The 23,381-nt window shown below is 47.4% G+C and carries 17 protein-coding genes and 1 tRNA gene; 12 read left to right on the top strand and 6 right to left on the bottom strand.

Translation table 11 applies throughout. The annotated features are described in order from the left end of the window. Window positions 1-518: 518 nt before the first annotated feature. Window positions 519-731, top strand: a complete 213-nt coding sequence (locus tag PSHG_RS16285; RefSeq protein WP_010274730.1) for a hypothetical protein — start codon at window positions 519-521, stop codon at window positions 729-731. A 97-nt stretch (window positions 732-828) separates the two neighbouring features. Here the strand turns inward: PSHG_RS16285 and PSHG_RS16280 are convergent, their stop codons facing one another. Next, the gene (locus PSHG_RS16280; RefSeq protein WP_010274726.1) at window positions 829-1,218 is read right to left on the bottom strand and encodes a hypothetical protein; all 390 of its coding nucleotides are present in this window, start codon (window positions 1,216-1,218) and stop codon (window positions 829-831) included. A 265-nt stretch (window positions 1,219-1,483) separates the two neighbouring features. On the opposite strand from PSHG_RS16280, the gene PSHG_RS16275 reads away from it, so the two are divergent. The 7 genes from PSHG_RS16275 to PSHG_RS27880 all read left to right on the top strand — a co-directional run bounded on the left by PSHG_RS16275 (window position 1,484) and on the right by PSHG_RS27880 (window position 8,364). After that, window positions 1,484-1,571: transfer RNA gene (locus PSHG_RS16275), tRNA-Leu, on the top strand. Between the two features lie 309 nt (window positions 1,572-1,880). Next, the gene (locus PSHG_RS16270) at window positions 1,881-3,146 is read left to right on the top strand and encodes a HipA domain-containing protein (RefSeq protein ID WP_010274724.1); all 1,266 of its coding nucleotides are present in this window, start codon (window positions 1,881-1,883) and stop codon (window positions 3,144-3,146) included. A gap of 416 nt (window positions 3,147-3,562) precedes the next feature. Continuing rightward, window positions 3,563-3,946 carry a BlaI/MecI/CopY family transcriptional regulator gene (locus PSHG_RS16265; RefSeq protein WP_010274722.1) on the top strand — a complete coding sequence of 128 codons (384 nt, stop codon included), beginning with the start codon at window positions 3,563-3,565 and terminating at the stop codon, window positions 3,944-3,946. Next, window positions 3,939-5,282, top strand: coding sequence for a M56 family metallopeptidase (locus PSHG_RS16260; RefSeq protein WP_010274720.1), 1,344 nt, complete (start codon window positions 3,939-3,941; stop codon window positions 5,280-5,282). The genes PSHG_RS16265 and PSHG_RS16260 overlap by 8 nt, the downstream gene beginning before the upstream one ends. Window positions 5,283-5,746: 464 nt before the next feature. Continuing rightward, window positions 5,747-7,468 (top strand): arginine--tRNA ligase, encoded by a 1,722-nt coding sequence (gene argS / locus PSHG_RS16255; protein ID WP_010274719.1) that lies wholly within the window; start codon window positions 5,747-5,749, stop codon window positions 7,466-7,468. A 66-nt stretch (window positions 7,469-7,534) separates the two neighbouring features. After that, on the top strand, window positions 7,535-7,936 hold the full coding sequence (locus tag PSHG_RS16250) for a TroA family protein (RefSeq protein ID WP_010274718.1): 402 nt from the start codon (window positions 7,535-7,537) through the stop codon (window positions 7,934-7,936). Window positions 7,937-8,118: 182 nt separating this feature from the next. Continuing rightward, window positions 8,119-8,364, top strand: a complete 246-nt coding sequence (locus PSHG_RS27880) for a YqzE family protein (RefSeq protein ID WP_010274717.1) — start codon at window positions 8,119-8,121, stop codon at window positions 8,362-8,364. Window positions 8,365-8,706: 342 nt separating this feature from the next. Here PSHG_RS27880 and PSHG_RS16240 read toward each other — a convergent pair whose 3' ends face one another. Further along, window positions 8,707-9,747, bottom strand: a complete 1,041-nt coding sequence (locus tag PSHG_RS16240) for a hypothetical protein (RefSeq protein WP_010274716.1) — start codon at window positions 9,745-9,747, stop codon at window positions 8,707-8,709. 78 nt (window positions 9,748-9,825) lie between these two features. Between PSHG_RS16240 and PSHG_RS16235 the strand changes: the two genes are divergently transcribed. Next, window positions 9,826-10,056 (top strand): hypothetical protein, encoded by a 231-nt coding sequence (locus PSHG_RS16235; RefSeq protein WP_010274714.1) that lies wholly within the window; start codon window positions 9,826-9,828, stop codon window positions 10,054-10,056. 698 nt (window positions 10,057-10,754) lie between these two features. On the opposite strand, the gene PSHG_RS16230 is transcribed toward PSHG_RS16235, so the two are convergent. Further along, the gene (locus PSHG_RS16230) at window positions 10,755-12,008 is read right to left on the bottom strand and encodes a YqhG family protein (RefSeq protein WP_010274711.1); all 1,254 of its coding nucleotides are present in this window, start codon (window positions 12,006-12,008) and stop codon (window positions 10,755-10,757) included. Then, window positions 12,009-13,796, bottom strand: a complete 1,788-nt coding sequence (locus PSHG_RS16225; protein ID WP_010274708.1) for a DEAD/DEAH box helicase — start codon at window positions 13,794-13,796, stop codon at window positions 12,009-12,011. 692 nt (window positions 13,797-14,488) lie between these two features. On the opposite strand from PSHG_RS16225, the gene PSHG_RS16220 reads away from it, so the two are divergent. Continuing rightward, window positions 14,489-15,331 (top strand): lipoate--protein ligase family protein, encoded by an 843-nt coding sequence (locus PSHG_RS16220; RefSeq protein ID WP_010274705.1) that lies wholly within the window; start codon window positions 14,489-14,491, stop codon window positions 15,329-15,331. A gap of 813 nt (window positions 15,332-16,144) precedes the next feature. Here the strand turns inward: PSHG_RS16220 and dat are convergent. Continuing rightward, window positions 16,145-16,981: a D-amino-acid transaminase gene (gene dat / locus PSHG_RS16205; protein ID WP_010274702.1), complete on the bottom strand. Its 837-nt coding sequence runs from the start codon at window positions 16,979-16,981 to the stop codon at window positions 16,145-16,147. Between the two features lie 429 nt (window positions 16,982-17,410). Here dat and PSHG_RS30030 point away from each other — a divergent pair, with 429 nt between their 5' ends. Both PSHG_RS30030 and PSHG_RS16195 read left to right on the top strand, forming a co-directional pair. Next, window positions 17,411-18,394 (top strand): VanZ family protein, encoded by a 984-nt coding sequence (locus tag PSHG_RS30030; protein WP_010274700.1) that lies wholly within the window; start codon window positions 17,411-17,413, stop codon window positions 18,392-18,394. A gap of 838 nt (window positions 18,395-19,232) precedes the next feature. Beyond that, a complete protein-coding gene (locus tag PSHG_RS16195; RefSeq protein WP_010274698.1) occupies window positions 19,233-21,914 on the top strand; it encodes an adenosylcobalamin-dependent ribonucleoside-diphosphate reductase in 2,682 nt (893 codons plus the stop codon). Window positions 21,915-22,068: 154 nt separating this feature from the next. Here PSHG_RS16195 and PSHG_RS16185 read toward each other — a convergent pair whose 3' ends face one another. Further along, complete coding sequence (locus PSHG_RS16185) at window positions 22,069-22,986, bottom strand: class I SAM-dependent methyltransferase (RefSeq protein WP_010274695.1); 918 nt, start codon at window positions 22,984-22,986, stop codon at window positions 22,069-22,071. Window positions 22,987-23,381 lie beyond the last annotated feature (395 nt).

Below are 23,381 nucleotides of genomic sequence, written 5' to 3'. Positions count from 1 at the left end.
GGTACAGACGGCCCCCTCGGAGAAAACTTCTTACAGTGTCCTAAACATTTCCCAAAGAACTTCACCGGCCACCACTATAGAACAATCCCGCAGTGTTGATGGTTGAGGGTCAGCAGCAAATCGACATCCCCTAATAAAACGTTATAATATTAAGTAGAAAGCAGCTACAGAGAATGCCACAGTGGAATAGAGATTAGGTAACATGATAAGGGGAAAGGCAACTTAACGGGAAGGGTGTAGCACAGTAGGGGAGAAAGGCAATCTAACTGGCAGAGTCACCATGGAAAAGAGGAAGGCATAAAGCAAGCGACAAGACGTATCAGAACAGCAATTAGGACAACCATAAGCATAAGAGACAACATGACAACAACATGGACAAGCAGTAAGGAATATGGACAAGAGCAAGGAATATGGAAAAAACATGTAATATTGAAAAAAAGATACCATGAAACCAAAACATGAAACCAAAACATGAAACATAAAAACACGAAATTTATCGATAGGGAGGAGAAGGATTGATGATTTCGGATGAGCAATTGGATCGATACCGTCAGGAAGGGATCAAGGTTAGAGTGATTCGGGATGATGATCCCGCCAATGATGTTCGGGGATTTATTATGGCGTGGGATGATTCGACGGTACTGCTTAAGAAGTTTAACCGCCGGGTTGTCAAGCTTGATCGCAGCTATACTTATCAGCCTTCGGATGAAGAAAGAATTTCCCCGCTATAGGATAGCGTAGAGAGGAACTGAACCATATCAAGAACCTGACAAGCCGTGATTTAATCCGGACAATCAGGTTCTTGTTATTTATAGATTTATGCGAAGGTTAGCCAGTTCTTGCATGAACGTACTTGCCTGCTAAAATTCCTAGTTCGACCTTAACTCTTTGCCGAGACATGGTCAAATTGCCTCTATGCTCCCGGCACAAATATTTACAACGGATACCTTCCGCGTCTTTCACTTCGCTGTAGATACGGATACCGTTCTTGCGGAGCTGCTTCTTGACGCGGATAAGATCCAAATGAATCATCTCCAGCATGCGCTGCAGAACAACCGCCTGGGGTAAACTCAGCTTGGCCGACGGAGAGTTGTTCGCCTTATCAAGATCCCGTCGAATCATGGTAAGCAGCACTGGCAATAACGTAGCTTCCGTAACAAGTTCTGTTTCTTCGCGTGTCGTTTGAGCGGGCTTGCGATGCATAACGTGGACTGTCATAAGAGAACCTCCGTTCGTATATTGGTTTAAATTCATTATATTGGAAATAATCGTAAAGTTCAAGCCTTTTTGCGAACAATTGTTCTTTTTTTATTTGAGTTTGGTTTTGTTCCTGAAATAAGCCGTTATCGGAATTGTACAACTTTTTAACATGGCTTGACTCTTTAGCCATTCCCGTGCTAATATAAATCTCGTTGGTAATGTGGAAGTTCACTCGCAGATTACGACAGTCATCATAGATTACAACACCATAGCACTAACATTTGCGGTCGTGGCGGAATTGGCAGACGCGCACGGTTCAGGTCCGTGTGGGCTAACCCCCCGTGGAGGTTCGAGTCCTCTCGACCGCACCAAATTAACTATGAACAAGCTCTTGAATTTCCTTTTCTGGATAATCAAGAGCTTTTTGCATCTTTTTGCATATTGGGAAACTAGGTAATGCTCATCATTCTGAGCTGAAGAAATTTCACGTCCAGCAGCGAAATGGATTGTGTTTGATGTTCATGGTCTATTTCGCTTCCGGTTTAACGCCGAGTTGGACAAAAATGAAGAAAAAAATGGGAATTTGAGCTATGATAGAAGTAACCGTGCAGAGGTTGTTTTACATGGAATGATTACTGCACAGCAGGTTCTTATAAGATAAGGTAAGAGGTGTGGAGATAATGGCGGATGCGTGGAACAAAAAATATGTGTTGAAACATAAAAACGTCACGGTTGCGGAAATCGAGCTTGACGAAGCGACCGGCGCCATTTCCGCCATCGGCGATGTGTATGATGAACGCCACGTTCCCATCGGAATATCGGTCAAAAAAGGGCGCATTGACCGTTCAGCGCTCAATGAATGGTGGAGGGGCCGCGCCATTCCTGCCAGCCGGGACGGCATAAAGGAAGCGCTGATTGAATTGAAACTGGCCACCACCCAAAAACTGCTGGATAAAAGTTTGGGTCTCAGCTTATCCGACCAATATTGGATTTGTCCCTCGGCTTCAGATGCCGATTGGTCGAAAGTCAATTTTTTCGACAACGTTTTTTCTGAAGATGTTGGGAATATATTGCTTGGCAAAGGTAGACAGGGTGAAAGTTTGAGCTTGATGTCGCCGGACAATACTTCGGATGGATGGTTAAAAAAGAAATGGACGATCTTGGATGGAAAACGTTGTCTTATTAAGGGAGGAAGCGGCGCGCTTCAGCAGGAACCTTACAATGAAGTGCTGGCAAGCCGATTGATGGATCGCCTGGGCATTCCTCACGTTTCCTATACGCTTCTGGTGCAGGACAGTTATCCATTTAGCGTATGTGAAAATTTCATCACGCCGCAGACGGAGTTGGTGACGGCCTGGTATGTGATGCAGACTCGGCAAAAACCGAATCACATTTCGGTTTATCAACATTACGTTAATTGCTGCGAGGCATTAGATATTCCCGGCATCGTCGATGCGCTGGATCGGATGATTGTCGTGGATTATCTAATTGCTAATGAGGACAGGCACCAAAACAACTTCGGCGTCATTCGGAATGCGGAAACGCTGGAATGGATCGGGGCGGCTCCGATATACGACAGCGGATCTTCACTCTGGTTTACCAAGCCGCAGGCACTCATTGCGCCAACTGTTAAACTAACCTGCAAGCCCTTCAAAAATGACCATAACGAGCAAATCAAGCTGGTTAAGTCATTTGACTGGATAGACTTTTCCGCACTGAATGGTCTTGATGAGGAGTTTAGGGAAATCCTGAGAGGTTCGCTGTTTATTGACGAAGCAAGATGCGATGCTCTTTGCTCTGCCTTGCAGCAGCGGGTAGACATGCTGGCCGAAACGGTACATTCCCGCACGCCCCGGCTTTGGGTGGATGATCGAAGCGCCGATGTCCTGGAGAATACAGCATACAGCGGCGCGCCATCCGAAGACGATTGGGAACCCGAACAATAGAATTACAAGCATATTAATACAGCGCCCCGTTACGGGCGCGTTTTTTGTTAGGGGAAGACTGATGAATTAAAATGATCTTTTATCGGCTCCAGCAGCGCGGCTAACGTCTTCTCGCCTGCTCGACCGCGAAACATAAGGTCAGAATACCCCGCGGATCGAAATCATCAGCAGAACCTTATTTTGTTCATTAGATAGGCGTAAGCCAAGTTATAGGCGGCGTCTTTATTCCGCTGCCGCTTTTTTGATTAACTATGGTGGCATTCGTGGCGTTTCTCGAGTTAAACCTCCTTATCCGCTGTATGTAAGGGGATCCCTCGGAAAGCAAATATTTAAACAATAGATTGACAACTGCGACAACTTGTCGTATATTCTAATTACGACAAGTTGTCGCAGTAATATATAGAGGTGCGCGCCCAATGAAAAAGTTAGGAAGATTGTCTGAAACGGAAATGGAAGTTATGGAGGTGATTTGGAAGGAGGGGACACCGGTGACGGTTACCCAGCTCCTGGAGCGGTTTGCGGAAAAGGACTGGAAGACCTCAACGGTATCGACAATTTTAAAGCGATTGATTGAAAAAGGTTTTTTAACTAAAACATTAGACGGCAAAGTGAACTATTATCATACGTCGCTTACGTTGGAACAGTATAGGAAGATTGAAACCCAAACCTTTCTCAACCGCCTATACAACGGGAAGGCTAAAAATTTCATCGCCGCTTTGGTTGATGATGAAAAGCTCAGTCAAGATGATATAGCTGAATTAAAAACTTGGTTTGAGCGCAAGGAAGGTAAGGATGATTAATGTACTCTTCTCTTTCATCATTGCATCAATCGTTGGAACCATCATTTGGGTAATCCAAACCAGTGCAAGACCTTTTACACAAAAGGTATTTTCCCAAACATGGCACTATTACGCTGGCCTGATTCCTGTGTTTTTCCTTCTTGGCGGCACAGAAATTGTGAACAGGATGGTTCTGTTTGTCCGTTCCATGCTATCCATAACAAGTACAAATCCAAGCTTTGGCCCGGCTTTGGAACAGCAGTTGTCCCTTTTAGCAGAACAACCGATAGGAGACAGCTCATCCTTCATGAAACCGGTGGTGGACTCTCTGCTGAAGTTCCCCAAGATCGAGCAGCTGGTTCAAGCCGCGATGATCATCTGGGGTGCCGGCATTGCCGTTTTCCTTATCGCAAATGTCATCAAGTACCAAGCCTTTAAAAAAACGATCCTGCAGCAGAGCCGGGAGTGCCCTACTCCCGCAGCTCTAAAATCTGTGCAGGTAATAACCAGTCCCGCTGCAACCACACCTATGGTGCTTGGTTTTTGGAAGCCGGTCATTGTACTGCCAGACACTCAATTAGGAGAGAAAGAACTGGCGATGATTCTTTCGCATGAACTTATGCATGTAAAACGCCGTGATTTGCTTGTAAAATCGCTCGTTCTACTGGCCAATGCGGTTCACTGGTTCAATCCCTTCGCCTACCTGCTTAACAAGCAGACCCACATCTATTGCGAGTTGTCTTGCGATGAAATGGTTGTTCGGGAAATGGATACGGAAAACCGGAAGTTTTATGGAAGAGTTCTCCTGTCCATGCTGGAATACGGTGTGATGCGCAAAACTGTAATGGGTACCAGCAGCTTGCTTAATCCTAAAGAAAATATGAAAAGGAGACTGGGAAACCTTATGAGTGTCAAGAAAACAAAAAAATCGATAGCTATACTCTCTCTAGCCGCCAGTATCACTTTAATTTCCAGCGGCGGAGCCGCCGCATATGCAGCCGGATCGGCGCTCAAAATTCCAACTGGCGAGCAAGTGGAGGGACGCAATATTTACGTTCAATCTCCCGATGGCAGGGTTGTCTATTATGATAGAAACGGTAATGTAACTGCGGCACAACCAAGAAAGCAGCCACGATATGATGCGGACACACAGAGTAAAATTGATGAGCTGACCGAGAAGATTCAGTCTTATTTAGATCAAGGACTTCAGGTGCCGCAAGAAATTATAGATGCTTATACACCGGAGGAAATCGCGGCCGCTCTTCTTGAAGTAAGCTCTTATGTTTATGACGAAAAGGGATTACGTCCCTATTCCCTGGATGATAGTGCTCCCAATAATAGCGGATGGAGCCGCTAGGCTTTCGAAATAGATAGAGATAAACATATATCCCGATCAGGAATAAAGAGAATTTTTTGATCAGCCCTTCCGCTTTCTATTAGAAGGTCGGAGGGGTATTTTTTGTTTTTATAATGGAACCTCGCTTCGTTGCTTATACAGCGCTCTTTTCTTGACTTCTGCAACACTTGTGATATAATAGCGCAAGCGATTATTCCCTATGGGGCAGGGCTTTTTGGATTTAGATTACATAAGGATAAGGGGCACCCCAATGGGGTGCTTTGTTGACCAGATAAGAGTGCTTTTTAAAGCTTCTTGCACCAGAGGAAAAACAATGGCCTATTGATGTTTATATAATGTTAAATCCTTTACAGGTCTATGACCACCATTTTCTGTGCAATACTTATACAAAAAAGATTGCTGCCCATTCCAAGCAGCATACTTGATAATCGATAACGCTTGAGCTGAAAGGAAGTTGCTAACCGATGAATGCCTACAAAGCAAAGGTAGCCGAGGAACTGGCACCCTTGATCGAAGGACTAGACCAACAGGACATAGCCCAGCTGCTGGAGTATCCCCCGAACCCGGAAATGGGAGATCTCTCCTTGCCCTGCTTCAAGCTGAGCAAGACATTGCGCAAAGCTCCGCAAGCTATTGCTGAGCAGGTGAGGGACCAGCTGCAAAATGTGGCATGGCTCGATAAGGTAGAGGCGGTGTCAGGTTACTGCAATCTATTTTTGCACAAAGAAAGCTTCATCGAGGGGCAATTAGATGAAATTTTAAGCCGTAAGGGACAGTTCGGAGCCCAGGAGCTTGGCAATGGCAAGAATATCGTAATAGACTATTCTTCGCCTAATATTGCGAAGCCGTTTCATGTCGGGCATTTGAGAACAACGATTATCGGGAACGCGCTGTATCGGATTTTTGATTTTCTAGGATATAACGTTATACGGGTCAACCATCTGGGAGATTGGGGCACTCAGTTCGGTAAATTGATCGTTGCTTACCAGCAATGGGGAAGCGAGGAACAGGTGGAGCAGGACGGAATATCGGAATTGTTCCGCTTGTATGTCAAGTTTCACGATGAGGCGGAGCGCGAGCCTGAGCTTGAGGAACAGGCGCGGGCCTGGTTTGTCAGGCTGGAGCAGGGAGACGAGGAAGCGAACCGGCTGTGGAAGTGGTTCGTTGACATCAGCTTGAAGGAATTCAACAAAATTTATGAGCTCTTGGGCGTTGGATTTGATTCGTATGCAGGAGAGAGCTTTTACAATGATAAAATGGCTCCCGTTGTGCAGGAGCTTAAGGATAAGAAGCTGTTGGAGGAAGACGAGGGCGCGATGCTGGTGCGTCTCGATGAGTTCAATATGCCCCCGGCCCTTATTCTGAAAAAAGACGGCGGTACGCTGTACCACACCCGTGACATTACCGCAGCCATCTATCGTAAAACGACCTATGATTTCGAGAAATGCATTTACGTCGTTGATGCAGGGCAAAGCCTGCACTTTAAGCAATGGTTTAAAGTTGTTGAGCTAATGGGCTATGATTGGGCTGAGGATCTCGAGCACGTGTCCTTTGGAAAAGTAAGCCTGGAAGGAGCCAAGCTGTCGACCCGCAAAGGGAATGTCGTTATGCTTGAAGATCTTCTGACACAGGCTATTGCCAAGACAAAGGAGATCATCGAGAGCAAAAATCCTGCTATGGACAATAAAGAGGAAGTCGCCCGTCAGGTTGGTGTAGGAGCTGTAATCTTCAACGATCTTAGCACCAATCGGGTGAAGGACATTGTCTTTTCATGGGACGAGGCTTTGAACTTTGACGGTGAGACCGGCCCTTATGTTCAATATACGCATGCCCGCTGCTGCAGCGTGCTGCGCAAGGCTAACAACGGAGAAGGAACGGAGCTTCCCGCATTCGACGGAGCCTTGGACAGCTCGCAGTTATTGAACGACGAAGCCTATGCTGCCGTCAAGCAGCTGGCGTTGTTCCCGGAAACGGTTGTCCAGGCAATGCATAAGATGGAGCCTTCCTTGATCAGCCGTTATCTGGTTGATTTGGCTCAAAGCTTTAACCGTTTCTATCATAACTGTCCGATTCTCGTTGAAGATCAAGCCTTGCGGCAGGCTAGATTGGCGCTGGTCAAAAGCGTGCAGATCACATTAAGCAACGGACTCCGCTTAATTGGATTGGAATCCCCGGAAAAAATCTAGTACAATGCCGCCGTATCCAACAAACGAAAACAATCCCCTGCTGGAATTAAACCGGCAGGGGATTTTTTGTCCGAATCAGTAAGCCTGAGGAATCAGATCAGCGAAAGCTGTGGAGAGACTGCGGGTCATACGTTTCTGTTTTTGTATAACAGAAATACCATGAAAGGCGCACCGACCTTTTATGGGGAATTGGGGTTTAAGCCGGGTTACTGCGTACCGGCTAATCTAATGAACATAGAGTTTTCTCCAGACAAATACCCTGATCTGGGAACGGATCATTTGCTTATTCAGAGAAGATTCTACTTTCCAGAGGATGAGAAAATGTTCCGCTCCATTCAGCAGACAGAAGCATGGCGATCGATCCGTGCAGTTAAGCAGAAACATGTCTATTATAATGACAATTGGTTCGGTATGAGCTGGTCTGCACCCGGGAGGGTTCGAATCATTGAGGATTTGCTGGCGCTATAATCAGGAATGACGGAACGGAGCGGAAAGCGGCCAAACGTTTAAGGCTTATTCCGGTTGGCAATAATGGATATCTATATAGCTGTAAATGGATAGCCTCCTCAAAATTTGGAAGAAGGAGGCCGTCAATGTCTAGGATCTTAATCTCAGCCAATCATTAAGCCGATAAAAGGGAGGAGTCCGTTATGGCCAAATCTGATGAACTCGTTAAGTATATTACGCAAAGAGTCGTGCATTATGTGGATACTCCCCCGGAAATCCGCAGATCGAGACGACAGGAGTGGAAGCAGCGTCCCAAGGAAACCCTGGATTATCGGCTGTTCGGGCTGGCCTCCCTAAGTGTGCGCATGTGGCTGAACAAGGCAAAAAGATTCCGGCCGCGCTCGTTTAAAGCAATCAGTTGGGCAAGAAGGAAAGAAAACGGCGAGTAAGTGACATTTGCTTGAAGACAAAAACACAGGCTTACCAATCCAGCAAACTTATAGAGCAGCAAATTAGTATAGTAGCAAACTAATATAACAGCAAACTAGTATAACAGCGAATCATAATATCAAATAAATATATCATAATAGCCAATATCGCAAACCTACAGAATAGCCAATATCGCAAAACTTACGGAATAGCCAATATAGCAAACCTACAGATATAACAAATATCGCAAACTTACAGAATAACAAAGCACAGTTTTATTTGTTCAGTGCTTCGAGGTTTACTAGTCTAGATGCAACTGTAGTTCCTCGAGAAAGCGTTCATCCCTAGCTGAAGTGATATCGCTAGGGGGCAGTGTAAAATTGCCCGTAGGCTTTAAGCAGGCTAAGCGGCAAATAACGGCTTCCATCCTGGTCCAGTGAAAGGAACAGAATCTCTTCTTCGTCAGCACCTTTCCATAGATGATAGCCTCCCAAGGCGTAAGGACTGAGCACCTGTTCAGCAAAGCGTTTAACCACATAGGTCATCTCCTCTGCACGAACAGAAGTCATCCATTCAGCAGAATCTTCCACCTGAACATCGAATGCATGATACTGCGGATTCATCCAATAAGCGAAAGCGAATGGAGCTGCTGCTGGCTTGGAAAAGCCTGAAATCAGCTCGGAAAGGGGAGGCAGGAAGGCTTCCATTTCCGTAATTTCGGTTCCAAGAATCCCCGGAGGAAGCAGCTCGCCGGTTTTGGCATCAACAATATACTGCTCTCCATCCTGAGTCACCTTCCAAATCGCTTGCAGGCCATTAGCATAAATTCGCTCCAGCTCCACATTAGTAAAAGCCAGCCAGTCCTCGCTGCTGCTTCCTTGTTCAACGATATCGTTGCGGACAAGTGTTTCATACAACGCCTCCATGCTGTACAGAGGCTTGCTGCCGCTTCCGTATTCCAGCAAACGGAAGCCGCCATCCTCCGTGGCGCCGACCACCATGTAGCCAATCTCCTCGCTATTCACACTTAACAACACAACCCAGCCATGAAGTCCCGGTCCGAGAGGAAGCACCTCTCTGTCCGCACCAGGCCAGTCTTTAAATTCGGGCTCTTGGCTAAGCTTGTTCATCCACTCCTCCACCTGCTCGTTAAAGCCGGGAATTGCCAGAGCGCCAGCTTGGACATATTCATCAATCAGCTCGGAGGACGGGCTCGAAGGTGCAACTGCACCTGGTGCTGCAGAATCTGCAGAAGGACTTGCAGAAGCAATTAAAGCATCCCTCGCCTCAATGGCATCCTCTGCTTCAATGGCATTCCCTGAAGAGCCGTCAACGGGTGATGGGGATATAGGTTCGCTGCCTATTATCGGCATAAAATATCCCGATATACCGCTTCCGCTCATACTCCCCATCCATCTTCCAGCACTGCTTCCGATCCGGCTCCCGTGCTCGCTGTGGAAGCCTGTGAGCTGGCTGCTGCTATGGCTCCTGTGCTCGCTATGGGAGCCTGTGAGTTGGCTGCCGCTGTGGCTGCTGTGCTCGCTGTGGAAGCCAGTGAGCTGGTTGCTGCTATGGCTCCTGTGCTCACTGTGGAAGCCTGTGAGCTGTTTGCCGCTGTGGCTGCTGTGCTCGCTGTGGCTGTTGTGCTCACCGTGGAAGCCAGTGAGCTGTTTGCCGCTGTGTTGAATGCTTGCCCTGCTGTCATTTTGTAGGTCGAGAGACTCCCTTACGTCTGGGAGGGAAGTTTTGGCAACTGCCGGGGCTGCCTCTAGCCGGGCTTGGCTCCACACCAGGTTCTGACCTAAAGCAGCACTCAAACCTACGGCGCCGGCTACTATGATAGCTATACATGTCCGTTTTCTATTCATAAGCAACACCTTCCTCAATTCGTACGGTGTTTCTGTAAACATAAAACGCCTCGCATGATGCAATCTTGGGTAATCGCACCTCAGTCACATAACTTGTACGACATTTCGTCTGAAACACTGACTGCAGTTGACTGCAGCTCCTTCGTAGCTTAAAGCCCTGCATTTGTACGATTTGTCATACAAATCTCGGTTAATCGCACTTCAATTCCCCGCAATTGTACGATTTGTCATACAAATCTTGGGTAATTGCCCTTCAATCCCCTGGATTTGTACGACGTTTCATACAAATCTCCGGTATTCGCTCTTCAACCGCAGAATTTGTACGACATTTCATACAAAGGCAGGAGACAAGCCCGCGACCCCGCCAACCTTGGCTATTTTCATGCCGGAAGTTGTGCCTGAGAATTCAATGGCATGCAGTTTTCGTAGGGTAGTACCAGTGTAGCGAAAAGCTGCAAAAAAGTTTGTTTAAACGTGTTGCCGGATGCGGGTTTGACAGCTTCTTTTTTTGCTGGGAAATATCAAAATTCGTCAGTTGCTGTTCATTCTTCGGACTTGAGATGAAATAATCCGCAGTTAATGACGGAAACTTGAACCCGCGGCTTGTACTGCCATTCAATTTCCTCGCGGCGATTGGCATATTGTTCCTCGATAGCGGGCCTGGTTTCATCGTCCGCCGTTTCGAGCAGCTCCTCATAGTAACCTTTAATTCTGTCAAGCTCCTCCTGCAGCCGTTCATCCGCTTCTTCAGCCCATTGGTGGTCGTACTGTCCGATGCGCTTTTCCAAATAGCTCTCCATTAGCTGAACGGCACGGGTGGCGGTGAATTTTGTTGGCAGCAGATGAATTTTGGTGGGGAGGACAGGGGTCAGCTTTTTGCCTAACATCAGCTCTTGAAAACCTTCCACAATCTGTCCGGTGCCCATATGAAAGCCGAGGGAATGAATTTCGCTCCGCTTCATGTCGCAGACCAGCTCAACCTTGAAGTTAACCCCAAGCCAAGAATCGTAGCCAACGGACAGCGTTCTTTGCAAATGTCCAGCTTTATTTTCTTCAAATAAGCGGACGAATTTGCCCTGATCCCGGGTAACTTGGAAAATTTGCCCCAGCCTGCTGCTGCCAAAAGTGAGCACATCCTGAGGAACACGCCCGACCGGCTGAGTCGGCACAAAGCCGAAATAGCGTCCCAAGATGCTGTCCCCGCTGTAAAGGGGGGAGCTTGAGCTTCCGGGACCGGTCGATGCTCCGGGAGTTGAGCCTCCTGGTGAGGGATTGCCGGGAGATCCCGGATTTGAGACGGAGGAGGCGCCACCGGCAGGAGAGCCAGGGAAAGTGCCCGGAGCGGCGGCAGTGCCCGGAGCAGCGGCAGCTCCAGGGTCAGCGGCAGTGCCCGGAGCAGCGGCAGCGCCCGGAGCAGCGGCAGCGCCTGGAACAGCGGCAGCGCCTGGAGCAGCGGCAGCGCCTGGAGCAGCGGCAGCGCCCGGAGCAGCGGCAGAGCCCGATACAGCGGATCCGGCAGTTGCCGTGGAGGCTTGGGCATGAGTGTGGGCTGCCCCAGCTTTCGCCGCTTCTTTCGCATCTGCTTCAGGATCGAACACCCAGCGGTAAGTCATCGTCTCTGGCTCTACGCCGGTGCGCTCGACAAAGCTCCAGTAATAGGAGCGGCCGGTTAGCGCTTTGTCCGCTTGGGGAGAAAGCTTGACAATGACGTGATGGCGGCCCTTTTCGATAATTTGACAATCAGTGGCCTGCAAATATTTCATAACATAGGCTTGAACTTGTTTGCTGTTCATCATTTAACGCTGTCCTCCTGCTTGTTCTATCACACTGCCGGGCACTCCGCTGAGCACCGACAGCATTGGGCCGATTTCCTGCTCGACTGTTTCCCGGACATGCTGGATCGAATGACCGAGCTTATCCAGGCGATGACGGATGTCCTCCTCGCTTTCCGCTTCGAGAACGAGCTTCATCAAATCGGACTCCAGCGTGCTTTTGCGTTCCATCCGCTCGAGGATGACGTCCAGCTCCCCAATGACTAGCTCGAACATATTTATTTTCTCGTGCAGCAGGGAGAGGATATGCTCTTCAATCGTGCCTTTCGTTGACAGGTTATAGATGCTGACGTCATTCTCTTGACCAAGCCGGTGGACTCGGCCAATCCGCTGCTCTACCCGCATCGGATTCCAGGGCAGGTCAAAATTAATCATATGGTGACAAAACTGCAGATTAATGCCTTCACCGCCAGCTTCCGTTGCGACCAGCACCTGGGCGCGGTTGCGGAACAAATCCATCATCCAGTCTTTTTTGCCGCGATTCATGCCGCCCCGGTAAGGGACTGCGGAGATGCCGTTATCTTTTAAAAATTTCAACAAATATTCTTGAGAGGCCCGATATTCTGTGAAAATAATCGTTTTATCATTAATTTTGCTGAGCAGCTCCATGGCCTTTTCCGCTTTGGTATTGGCCTCAATCCCCTTGATAATTTCGACCAGTTCCCAGATTTGTTGACGAACGGGGGAGTCTTCTGCAGTTTTTTTGAACAGATTGACCAAGGAAACGAAGACCGCATCGCGGCTGCTGCACACTTCTCTTTGCAAAGTGACGAGCGAAAGGACGCTGCTCATATTGCCCCCGGCCTCCTGGTAGCGTCCTCTGACGAAATCAGTCACTCCCTGATACAGCTTCATTTCTTCCGGGGATAGCTCCAGCAGAATATTATTGACCCTTCGCTGGGTAAAGCTGATCCCGCCGTCTCGTCTGCGGTTTCGGATCATCACCTTTGATAGCTCTTCCTGCAGCTGTCCTTCATTCTTCGGAATTCGCTTATCTACTACAAAGTTGCTTTGAAAGCTGCCTTGTCCGCCCAAATGTCCAGGTTTGAGCAGGGTGATCAGATTAAACAGCTCGCCCAGATCGTTTTGAATCGGGGTAGCAGTGAGCAGCAGGCAGTATTTTTTGCGCAGGGAGTTTACGAATTGATAATTGGTTGTTTTTTTATTTTTCAGCTTATGCGCCTCATCGATGATCAGCATGTCATAGTCGATTCCGTTAACGATGGAGCGATGCGGATCCCGCTTGGCCGTATCCATCGAGGCGACGACGACGGCATTCGTTTCCCACATATATTCTTTCTTTTGGGCGACAGCGGGAATGCCGAACTTCTGATTCAGCTCCCGGACCCACTGCAGGACAAGGGAGGCGGGCACGAGGATCAGCGCTTTTTTGACCAGGCCGCGAATCATGTATTCTTTAAGGATTAATCCGGCTTCGATCGTTTTGCCAAGACCGACCTCGTCTGCGAGAATAGCGCGGCCTCTCATTTCATGAAGGACTTTTCTTGCGGTTTCGATCTGATGGGGCATAGGTTCCAGCGACGGAAGATGGGCCAGCGCCTGCAGGTTGTCGAAGCTCTCAATCTTCTGGGCCAGCTCGGCTTCATAGGCAAGCTGAAATAAGCTCCATGGATCCCACGGGCCATTGCTATCCACCCGCTGCTGATATTCCTCCAGCCACGTACGGTCGTAATGGATGCTTAATCGATTGGTTAAAAGACGGCTGTGTTCTATAGTTTCTGGGGTTTTCATAGGTGTGTCAGGCTCCCTCCCTGGATGACTTTATTTCCGTATATTAGTTCTGTTCTTAGTATGGACTTCCCCAGTCGTTTTCATAACCCGCTGGAAAAGGAGGCTTATTTTGAGATAAGATGAATAGAGTGATTTTCTGCATTTATGGTAGAGGCATTTGATTTTAATGTGGACAATCGATCGGCTCCACTACAGTTGGAAGTGAGCTTTTAATGGCTTGAAGAGCTGTAGAGCTAAAAGAGCATAGAGGGCAAAAGAGGCTAAATAAGCTTGGAGAGCTAAAGAGCTTAGAGTGCTAAAGAGGAAAAAAGAATTAAGAGCATGCAGCGCTAGAAGAAGAGCTAAAGAGCTGAAAATCCTGAAGAGCCTGAAGAAGCTCCCGTAGAGCTGAAAATCCTGAAGAGCCTGAAGAGATGAAGATAACTATTAGCGGGATTTTAATGAGGAATTCGCACCTAGACGAGCTCCCAGCGAGGTTTTTCGCTGCATGGGGCGGATAGGCTGACCTCCACGAAATGGAAAAGAGGTAACGAGATATATTAGGACAGAAAATCGATCCAAAGGCTTTCGAGCTGCGATTTTTGCCAGGCCATTAGACTATCTGTAATTTATAGAAACCTTTTGCTAACATGTTAGAACATAATTGTGTTAAATGATAATTTTGAAATTTGAGGGAAGTAGGGAAAAGAGAGATGCATACCTGGAGATGGCTGCAATCGGGACCCGGAGATCCGGCCTACAACATGGCAGTAGATGAAGCGATTTTAATAGCGCATAGTGAAGGTAAGGTTCCGCCTACTTTGCGGTTCTACGGATGGAAGCCTGCGACTTTAAGCATAGGCTACTTCCAAAAAGCAGAGAAAGATATAGATATTCCTGCTGTAAGAGAGCAGGGGCTTGGCTTTGTGCGGAGGGCAACCGGGGGCAGAGCCGTGCTGCATGACAGCGAGTTAACTTATAGCATCATAGTGTCGGAGGATTACCCGGGACTGCCCAAAAGTGTAACAGAAGCCTACCGGGTGCTAAGCCAAGGGCTGCTTAACGGGTTTATTCATTTAGGGTTGGATGCGCACATGGTTAACCTAGCCTCGGAGGAGGAAAAGGCGAAATATGACTCGATGGGATCCTCGGCTTGTTTTGACTCGCCTTCCTGGTATGAGCTTGTAGTCGAAGGTAGAAAAATTGCAGGAAGTGCACAAATGAGACATCGCGACACTGTGCTGCAGCACGGCTCTATCCTTCTTGATCTTGATGCCAAGCAGCTTTTTTCCTTGCTGAAATTTCGCACAGAGGCGTTGAGGGAAAGGCTGGAGAAGAGCTTCGAAAGCAAGGCGGTAGCGATTAATGAATTGCTGCGTGATCGAGGCATGCCTTCGGTTACCTTGAAGCAAGTGGAAGCTGCTTTTCACCAAGGCATTGCCGAGGGCATGAATGTAAGGCTCGAGCCCGGCGAACTAACGGAAGAGGAGGAGGAACTGGCCCAACAACTAGTGAAGGAAAAGTATGGGACTGACGAGTGGAATTTCCGCAGGTAGAATGGGGCGGCTTGGAGCTGCAGTGATGGGGATGGTTTCGCACAGGAACGCGGTGGGCAGCAGAAGCGACGTTAGTAATGGATTTGCAAAGGTACGTGGTGAGCAGCAAAGGCGGCTGGGATTTTTCGCACGGGAACGTGGTGAACAGAAGAAGCGGCGTCAGTGAAGGAGTTTGCAAAAGAATGTGGTGAGCAGCGGAAGTGGGCAAAGACGAAGACCGTGACTGGAATATCCGGGGACTTCAATGGCGGTAAAGGTAGAATGTATGCGAATTTTCATATGCAATGAGCTTGGATGCGTTCGTAGAGGCGGAGTGTATGCGAATTTTAGCATGCAATGGCTCGGATGCGGGTGGCAAGAAGCAGCATGGCAAGCGTAGAGCTCGTTGTTGTGCGGAATCTCTTTTTTGCACATCAGTTAACACAGCGAGGTTGGCGATTTACTGTACATGGGCAATCATAGATCAACGGTGTTCAGGGATGAACAGTGAGGTGATCCTGTGTTCGGTTTCGCCAGCTTTACGCTGGGTAAAATCTGCTCTAACGCTCGCCCTCGCTCTTATTTGTGACAAAAAGCCCTAAAAACGGCGATCTGAGCAAAATAAGGACCGTGGCAAACCGTGGCAAGCGTTAGATTTCGAAGCAGGCTGCAAACGACCGCGCTGCCAGCTGCAAACCGTTAATCACAGCCTAATTGCAATCGCCGGTCACACGAAGTGGCCGCACCCGAGCAAGCAATCACCGGGCGGCTCTCGAAGCGGTCCGCATTCATGCATGCAAGCGCTAGAATCCGCTACAAGCCGCGACCGGGCCTTTATTCAAGGCCGGCCTCAACTTCAAAAGCGGCCTGCAGCTGGCGGGTAATTGGTCCCGGCCTGCCGTTGCCTACAGGCTTTTGGTCAATGGTCGTGACTGGAGTAATCTCCGTAGTCGTGCCCGTAATAAACACCTCATCAGCCCGGGCTAGAAATTTGCTGGAGAAGGCTTCTTCGCGCACTTCGCGATTAATTTCCTTCGCGAGCTTCAATACGACGTTGCGGGTGATTCCATGCAGGATAAGATGGTTGGCGGGATGGGTATAGATGATCGAATTGCGGATTGCCATAATGTTCGCTGCTGTGCACTCGGTAACGGTACCGTTGCGGACCAAAATAGCGTCATCGGCTCCGTGATCCAGCGCATTTTGCTTGGCCATTACATTCGGCAGCAGGTTGAGCGATTTTATATCGCAGCGGAGCCAGCGCAAATCCGGCTGGGTAATCGCTGAAATTCCGGACCGCATTGCTTGCACCGGGCGTGGCAGCGGCTGGCAATACGCAAGCACAACGGGTACGGCCGCTGGCGGAAAGGCATGGCTGCGGGGAGCGGATCCGCGTGAAATTTGTAAATAGAGCAGACCGTCCTGCTGAGGAGCGGTAGTTATTAGCTGATCCAGATAATGCTCTAGCTTTTCCATCGGATAAGGCAGTTGAATGCGGGTCTCCATCAGGCTGCGCTTTAGCCTATGCATGTGGGCTTCACGGCAAAAGGGGATTCCCCGATACAGACGAAAAACTTCATATACCCCGTCACCGAATGTATAGCCACGGTCCTCGAAAGAGATCGTAACCTGATCTTTGGGAATGATTTGATCATTAAATAAAATCATCATTGTTAGAGTCCCTCCTGCGCTGCAGTTGTCATTAAGTCATTACTTAGGGATGAAATCTTATCCAAATTAAAGTGTAACAGAATCGGGCAGGGATGAAAGTACCAAAGTACGTGAATTCGGCTAAAATTTTTAACTTTTGACGGCGGTCGGTCTACCACATGTTAACTGAATATATTGCGCATATGTCAAGTAAATAGCGAATGAGCTAAACATATTACGCATGTGTCAAGTAATTAACGAATGAGCTAAGTATATAGCGCAAACCGGTTCACCGGTTCCGGAGCCCGCAATATGTTAAAATGTGTAAAGGGAAAGCACCGTTGCATTGCCAGGAGGCTCAAGCATCAAGCATACCCGATCGCACAATATCGTTAGCACTGTTAGGCGGATATATTTTTTACAAATCAAGCATATAAGGATGAAACTTAGATGTTTCAAGGAAAGCTTAGAAAAGTAACTCTTATCCTGTTAGCACTTTATACATTATTGACCCTTTTCTTTTTGTTTTTAGGTTTCAGCAGATCATCAAATTCAGGAGATACTGCCCTGCGTTTCAATCTGACATTTGAGGGCATCCCTTTGCGTTTTCCATCGGGCAGTAATTTTGATATATGGTTTTTCGATCTGGGTAATTTTATAGCATTTATCCCTTTTGGCGTGGTTGTTCCGCTTCTATATCGTGTTAATTTTATTCGATTTATTGCAGGGTTCATCCTATCGATTACTTTTATTGAAACCATGCAAATGGTCACTCGTTTAGGATCCTTTGACATTAACGATATTATTATCAATACTTTAGGAGCTGCAGTCGGGTACGTATCCCAAAGAATCATTACGAAGGATAGAGATAGTGTTAGGGGTATCATCAAAATCATTCTGACAGCGATAGCGTGCGGTCTCATTACCATCCTCAGTGTAGCCAGTATAAATCACTATTTTAAAAATTCGGAAGGCGAAGCAGTCGCCTTGCACGAGTTTGCCTTACAGGACGGGAATGCGGGTTGGGATGAGGAACTTGTCGGTTTTACGTCTGCTTCGGAGCAGATCGAGCCGCAAATCAACCTTTACAGTAAAAGTAACCCCAAAACAAACGAATTTACTGTGTCGCTGAGTGGCGAATATGAAAAAGTTACTGGATATGCTGCAATCCCGGACGAGGTCATTAAGGGGAAGGGCCAAGGAAGAAGCGCGATCCATTTTATTGGGGACGGAAAAGAGATTTATAGTATAGAGATGCAGGCCGATGCCGGACTGAATGGGAAGATGTCTTTTCAAGTACCAGTGAACGGAACAAAAGAGCTAACTATAAAAATAATAAATGATCATTCCGATCCGGATACGAATATCGTAATGTGGGATGTTGTGCTAACAAAAAAACATCAGATACTGAAACGTATAAAGAATGACACTTAATCAAAGGCTTTTTTAATGAGACAAAGAGAAAATAAAAATGATTCGGTTTGAACTTTATCTTGTACGTTTGTAAAGGATAACGGGATTTGCGAAAAACGTTTTGCCATTGAATTCTAAGGCACAACTCCGACACGAAAATAGCCAAGGTTGGCGGGTTCGCGGGTTTCACAGGCTTGTGCCTGCACTTTGTACGAAATGTCGTACAAATGCATGGGTTGAAGTGCGAATACCGGAGATTTGTATGAAACGTCGTACAAATACAGGGGATTGAAGGGCAATTACCCAAAATTTGTATGACAAATCGTACAAATGCACGTGATTGAGATGCGATTACCCAAAATTTGTATGACAAATCGTACAAATGCAGGGCTTTAAGCTATTAAGGAGCTGCAGTCAACTGCAGTCAGTGTTTCAGACGAAATGTCGTACAAGTTATGTGACCGAGGTGCGCTTACCCAAGATTGCTCATCATGCGGGGCGTTTTATTTTCACAGAAAAAGCTGCTAAAGGTAAGAAAAAGAGATTCGCAGAGCATTCTTAAGATAAACTTAAAATTAAAACTCATATTCATCGAATTCAGCTTTTTATTCATTAGTCCTACTATATATTGTGGTGTATTATAGAAAATGGACACTATATGTGGTTCCATCCTCAAAAGATGGTTACATATGTTATAAGGCAGCCATGCGCGATAAGATGGCCATGCGCGCCAAGACAGCTATATGCGATAAGTCGGCTCATAAGTGGCGGCAAGTCGATCTGCGGTCCGATAGTTATGCTCGAGCAATCGGCTGAAGGTGTATGCAGCAATATTTATTGTTCTGAAGGAGGAGCGGCTATGAAAACAAAACAAACCAGTCGGCTGGAAGGGTTAAGTGAAAAGATCTTTCTGGACCGTTACGCGATGAAAAATGCAGATACTTCTCATACCCAAGTAGGGGATGTTGTTCTCGTATTGACCAAGGACGATCCTAAATTCCCAACCAAAGAGGTTGGTGAGGTCACACATCGTGACGGAACAAAGGTAACAGTCAAGCTCCGTCGCGGAGATGTTGTGGAATCGACTATAGATCAGCTCACCTTGACGGTGGAGAAGACTCCGGAAGAAATGTGGGATCGCTTGGCAGGAGCGATGGCTTCTGTTGAAGCTACACCTGCCAAGAAAAAAGAATGGACGGAGAAATTCCGTTATATTTTGGATGACTGGAAGCTGGTTCCCGGCGGCCGTATTGCTGCCGGTGCTGACGCCAGCGACGAACTGACCTTGTTTAACTGCTACGTCATTCCTTCCCCGCACGACAGTCGTGGCGGTATTATGCAAACCTTGGGTGAAATGACGGAGATTATGTCCCGCGGGGGAGGCGTAGGCATTAACCTGTCCTCGCTGCGTCCTCGCCGGGCTTATGTGAAAGGCGTCAACGGCTCCTCCAGCGGTGCGGTGTCATGGGGCGGCTTGTTCAGCTATACGACGGGTCTGATCGAACAAGGAGGTTCCCGCCGGGGCGCTCTCATGCTGATGATCAACGACTGGCACCCGGATCTGCTGGACTTCATTACGGTTAAGCAGACGATGGGCCAGGTGACTAACGCCAACCTGTCGGTATGTGTCAGCAACGGCTTTATGAAAGCTGTTAAGGAGGATTTGGACTGGGAGCTGGTTTTCCCGGATACTTCAGATCCAGAGTACAACGAGCTGTGGGATGGAGATTTGAATAAATGGAAATCGCTTGGCAAGCCGGTGAAGCATTATCGCACGGTTCGCGCTCGCGAGGTATGGCATACCATCATCGAGTCTGCCTGGAAATCAGCAGAGCCTGGTGTTGTATTTATTGAATATTATAATGAAATGTCCAATAGCTGGTACTTCAATCCGATTATTTGTACAAATCCTTGCGGTGAGCAGGGGCTGCCGGCCTGGGGCGTCTGCAACTTGTCCGCTGTTAATCTTTCTAAATTTTATGATGAAGAAAAGCATGATGTGGCTTGGGATGAGCTGGGCAAGGTCGTTCGCTATTCGACCCGTTTCCTCGATAATGTTATTGATAAGACACCTTACCATTTCAGCGAAAACCAGAAAAACCAGCAAAATGAGCGCCGCGTAGGACTCGGTTCCATGGGACTGGCCGAGCTGATGATTAAGCTCAACATTCGTTACGGTAGCCCGGAATCGCTGGAATTCTTGGATAAGTTATATGGATTCATGGCTAAAGAGGCTTACTTGGCTTCGGCGGACATTGCTGAGGAGAAAGGCTCTTTCCCTAAATTCGAAGCGGATAAATTCCTGCAAAGCGGCTTTATGAAAAATATGGTTCAGGAATTCCCTGAAGTCGGGGCCGCGATCCAGAAGAAAGGCATGCGCAACGTTACGGTCATCACCCAAGCGCCGACTGGCAGCACAGGAACAATGGTCGGGACTTCCACCGGAATTGAGCCGTACTTCGCCTTCGAATACTACCGCCAAAGCCGGTTGGGTTACGACAAGCAGTTTGTGCCGATCGCCCAGGAATGGAAGGATCAGAACCCGGGACAGGACCTGCCGGAATACTTCGTTACTTCCATGGATTTGTCGGCAGAGAATCATATTCGGGTACAGGCCGCCATCCAGCGCTGGGTGGACAGCTCGATTTCCAAAACCGCCAACTGCCCTGCAGACTTTACAGTAGAAGAAACAAAGGAGCTGTATGAGCTGGCTTTTGATCTCGGCTGTAAAGGGGTAACGATTTATCGGGATGGCAGCCGCGATGTTCAGGTTCTGTCGACCAAGAATAAGGAAGACGGTGAGTCCGCGGACAAAGCTGCTGAGGCTGACGGCTCCGGCAAGGAGAAAGCGTCAATTGCCGTAAGTGCAGAGCCCGCAGCTTCGGCAGATGCAGTAGGCACAGCTGGCGCGCAGATGCCGACTAATGAATCTGCTCAGCTCTCCAAGCTGACTGATTCACTGCCGCTGCATAATGAGCAAACAAGACAGGTGCTCGACAAACAGTACAAAAGCCGTCCGCAAGTGCTGCGTGGAGCGACCTATAAGATTAATACGCCATTTGGCATGGCTTATATTACGATTAATGACCTGAACGGAACCCCGGGGGAAATATTCCTGAATGTCGGCAAGGCTGGCTCTGATGTATTCGCTATGGCGGAAGCTCTCGGACGGGTATGCTCCTTGTTCCTCCGTTACGGAGATCACGGCGAGAAGGTGCAGCTGCTGATCAAGCATCTGAAAGGCATTGGCGGTTCCGGCGCGATCGGTTTCGGTGTGAATCGCGTGGAATCGATCGCCGATGCGGTAGCCAAAGCGTTGGAGACGCATATTCAGGATGCCAATCCTGAATTGTCAGCTACCGCTTATGCCCCGGCCAAGGAGGAAGCCGAGCCGGCTCCGGTAACGGCGGCATTGGAATCGGCACCGGTGATGCCCGGCGTGGACAGCAAAGACATTTGTCCTTCCTGCGGCTCCGTATCACTGATGAACGTAGAAGGCTGCAAAACCTGCGCCAACTGCGGATACAGCAAATGCAGTTAAGTAAATATGCTTATGTAAGTTTAAAAACAGCCTGGGGATTTCTTCCCTCAGGCTGTTTTTTCCGCCCGGCTTGGGCGTCGAAAAAGCCGATCTTTCTGAATGCAGAAAAATCGGCCTTTTTTAAGGAGATAGGAGATGAGCAGCAATCATGATGTTATTTTTTTACAGCGTGGATGTAATGAATCGTTTCAAATGCAGATAAATAATCTGTGCGATTACTAAAAAATTGATGATGAATATCAACAGGCGATAAATGCTCATAGATAAGCAAACCGGAGTTCTCCAACATTTTTTCCATTTCATCATAAGGAAAACATGATTTCATGGGCTCGCCCCCAGCCGAAGCCATTTGCACCATATTTTGAACTCGATTAGACAGTCCTTTTTCTTCAAAAAGCTTGTCATCTGCATAATCAAAAACGATAGAACTTCCTGATGGGATTTTGGCGAACAATTTATTAATTAAATTAGCATTCTCCTCTTTTGTTAAATAATAAGTAACACCTAATAGACTAAAGATAGTTTTTTGGCTGGAATCAAAACCTTTTTCAATAAGAGCTTGCATACTAAAATCTTCGGAGAAATCCATAGAGACAAAATGAAGATGATCCGGAATTGGATAGTTAGCCTTTGCCAGTCTTGTTTTTTTTAAGTCTTGTGTAGCAGGATAATCAACTTCAAATATTTCTAAGCTTTCGTTTAATTCCGGGTGTCGAAAACAAAAGGTATCTAATCCCGCCCCCAGAATGACATACTGTTTAACGCCAAGTACTAATTCATGCAGCAGTATATTTTCACAAAAGGATGCACGTGCTAATGGAGTTGGAGAAAGTTGGACTTGTGTGATCCATTTTAACATTTCATCGGGCTGATCTTGAAACTTCTTAGCAATTTCAGGATTAAAGAATTGAATTCCTTTAATCATGTTTTCCCGAATATCTCCAAACTCTTTCTGAGTAATTAAATCTTTTGCAATAAAATCATCGAAAATTGTGGGTGAGTCATATTGACTATGGTATGCTCGACCAAACGCTGAAATTAAGGAGGTTAAACTTGATTCATTTTTTTTCATAGCGCAATCCTTCCATAACAAAAAAATAAGATTCCCCTGGCCAGGAGAATCTTATTATACCCATACATAACATAAATGTAAATTATAGCATAATTGAACAATTTTGTCAATGGTTTATTTTGGGTTTGTTAAAAAACCAAAACCATTACTGCCAATGCTTCTGGAATTGGGAAAAGTTGCGATTACCAGCGGAATGTTCCAATTAGGTAGGCTGACTGGTCTTTTCTGAGGTAAAATTAACTTGAAGCTGGAAGCAAAGGAAGAAAGCGAGCTTGTGGCAGATCAGATGCTTTCACGTCTATTTTTCCAAAGGGGGGGGGTGGGAATGGATCTGCTGATCAGACCGATGAAGGAAAGTGAAAGGGAAGATTTTTTGTCTGTAGTGGCGTGCCCAG

Origin of the sequence: Paenibacillus senegalensis JC66, assembly GCF_000285515.1 — a bacterium.
Lineage (GTDB): Bacteria > Bacillota > Bacilli > Paenibacillales > NBRC-103111 > Paenibacillus_L > Paenibacillus_L senegalensis.
Note: the sequence above shows the minus strand (reverse complement) of the source record. Positions and strands in the feature narration are given on the sequence as shown.

Coding starts and splice junctions, on each gene's coding strand:
- PSHG_RS16285 (WP_010274730.1), top strand. CDS start 519: ATGATTTCGGATGAGCAATTGGATCGATACCGTCAGGAAGGGATCAAG.
- PSHG_RS16280 (WP_010274726.1), bottom strand. CDS start 1,218: ATGACAGTCCACGTTATGCATCGCAAGCCCGCTCAAACGACACGCGAA.
- PSHG_RS16270 (WP_010274724.1), top strand. CDS start 1,881: ATGGCGGATGCGTGGAACAAAAAATATGTGTTGAAACATAAAAACGTC.
- PSHG_RS16265 (WP_010274722.1), top strand. CDS start 3,563: ATGAAAAAGTTAGGAAGATTGTCTGAAACGGAAATGGAAGTTATGGAG.
- PSHG_RS16260 (WP_010274720.1), top strand. CDS start 3,939: ATGATTAATGTACTCTTCTCTTTCATCATTGCATCAATCGTTGGAACC.
- argS (WP_010274719.1), top strand. CDS start 5,747: ATGAATGCCTACAAAGCAAAGGTAGCCGAGGAACTGGCACCCTTGATC.
- PSHG_RS27880 (WP_010274717.1), top strand. CDS start 8,119: ATGGCCAAATCTGATGAACTCGTTAAGTATATTACGCAAAGAGTCGTG.
- PSHG_RS16240 (WP_010274716.1), bottom strand. CDS start 9,747: ATGAGCGGAAGCGGTATATCGGGATATTTTATGCCGATAATAGGCAGC.
- PSHG_RS16235 (WP_010274714.1), top strand. CDS start 9,826: ATGGCTCCTGTGCTCGCTATGGGAGCCTGTGAGTTGGCTGCCGCTGTG.
- PSHG_RS16230 (WP_010274711.1), bottom strand. CDS start 12,008: ATGATGAACAGCAAACAAGTTCAAGCCTATGTTATGAAATATTTGCAG.
- PSHG_RS16225 (WP_010274708.1), bottom strand. CDS start 13,796: ATGAAAACCCCAGAAACTATAGAACACAGCCGTCTTTTAACCAATCGA.
- PSHG_RS16220 (WP_010274705.1), top strand. CDS start 14,489: ATGCATACCTGGAGATGGCTGCAATCGGGACCCGGAGATCCGGCCTAC.
- dat (WP_010274702.1), bottom strand. CDS start 16,981: ATGATGATTTTATTTAATGATCAAATCATTCCCAAAGATCAGGTTACG.
- PSHG_RS30030 (WP_010274700.1), top strand. CDS start 17,411: ATGTTTCAAGGAAAGCTTAGAAAAGTAACTCTTATCCTGTTAGCACTT.
- PSHG_RS16195 (WP_010274698.1), top strand. CDS start 19,233: ATGAAAACAAAACAAACCAGTCGGCTGGAAGGGTTAAGTGAAAAGATC.
- PSHG_RS16185 (WP_010274695.1), bottom strand. CDS start 22,986: ATGAAAAAAAATGAATCAAGTTTAACCTCCTTAATTTCAGCGTTTGGT.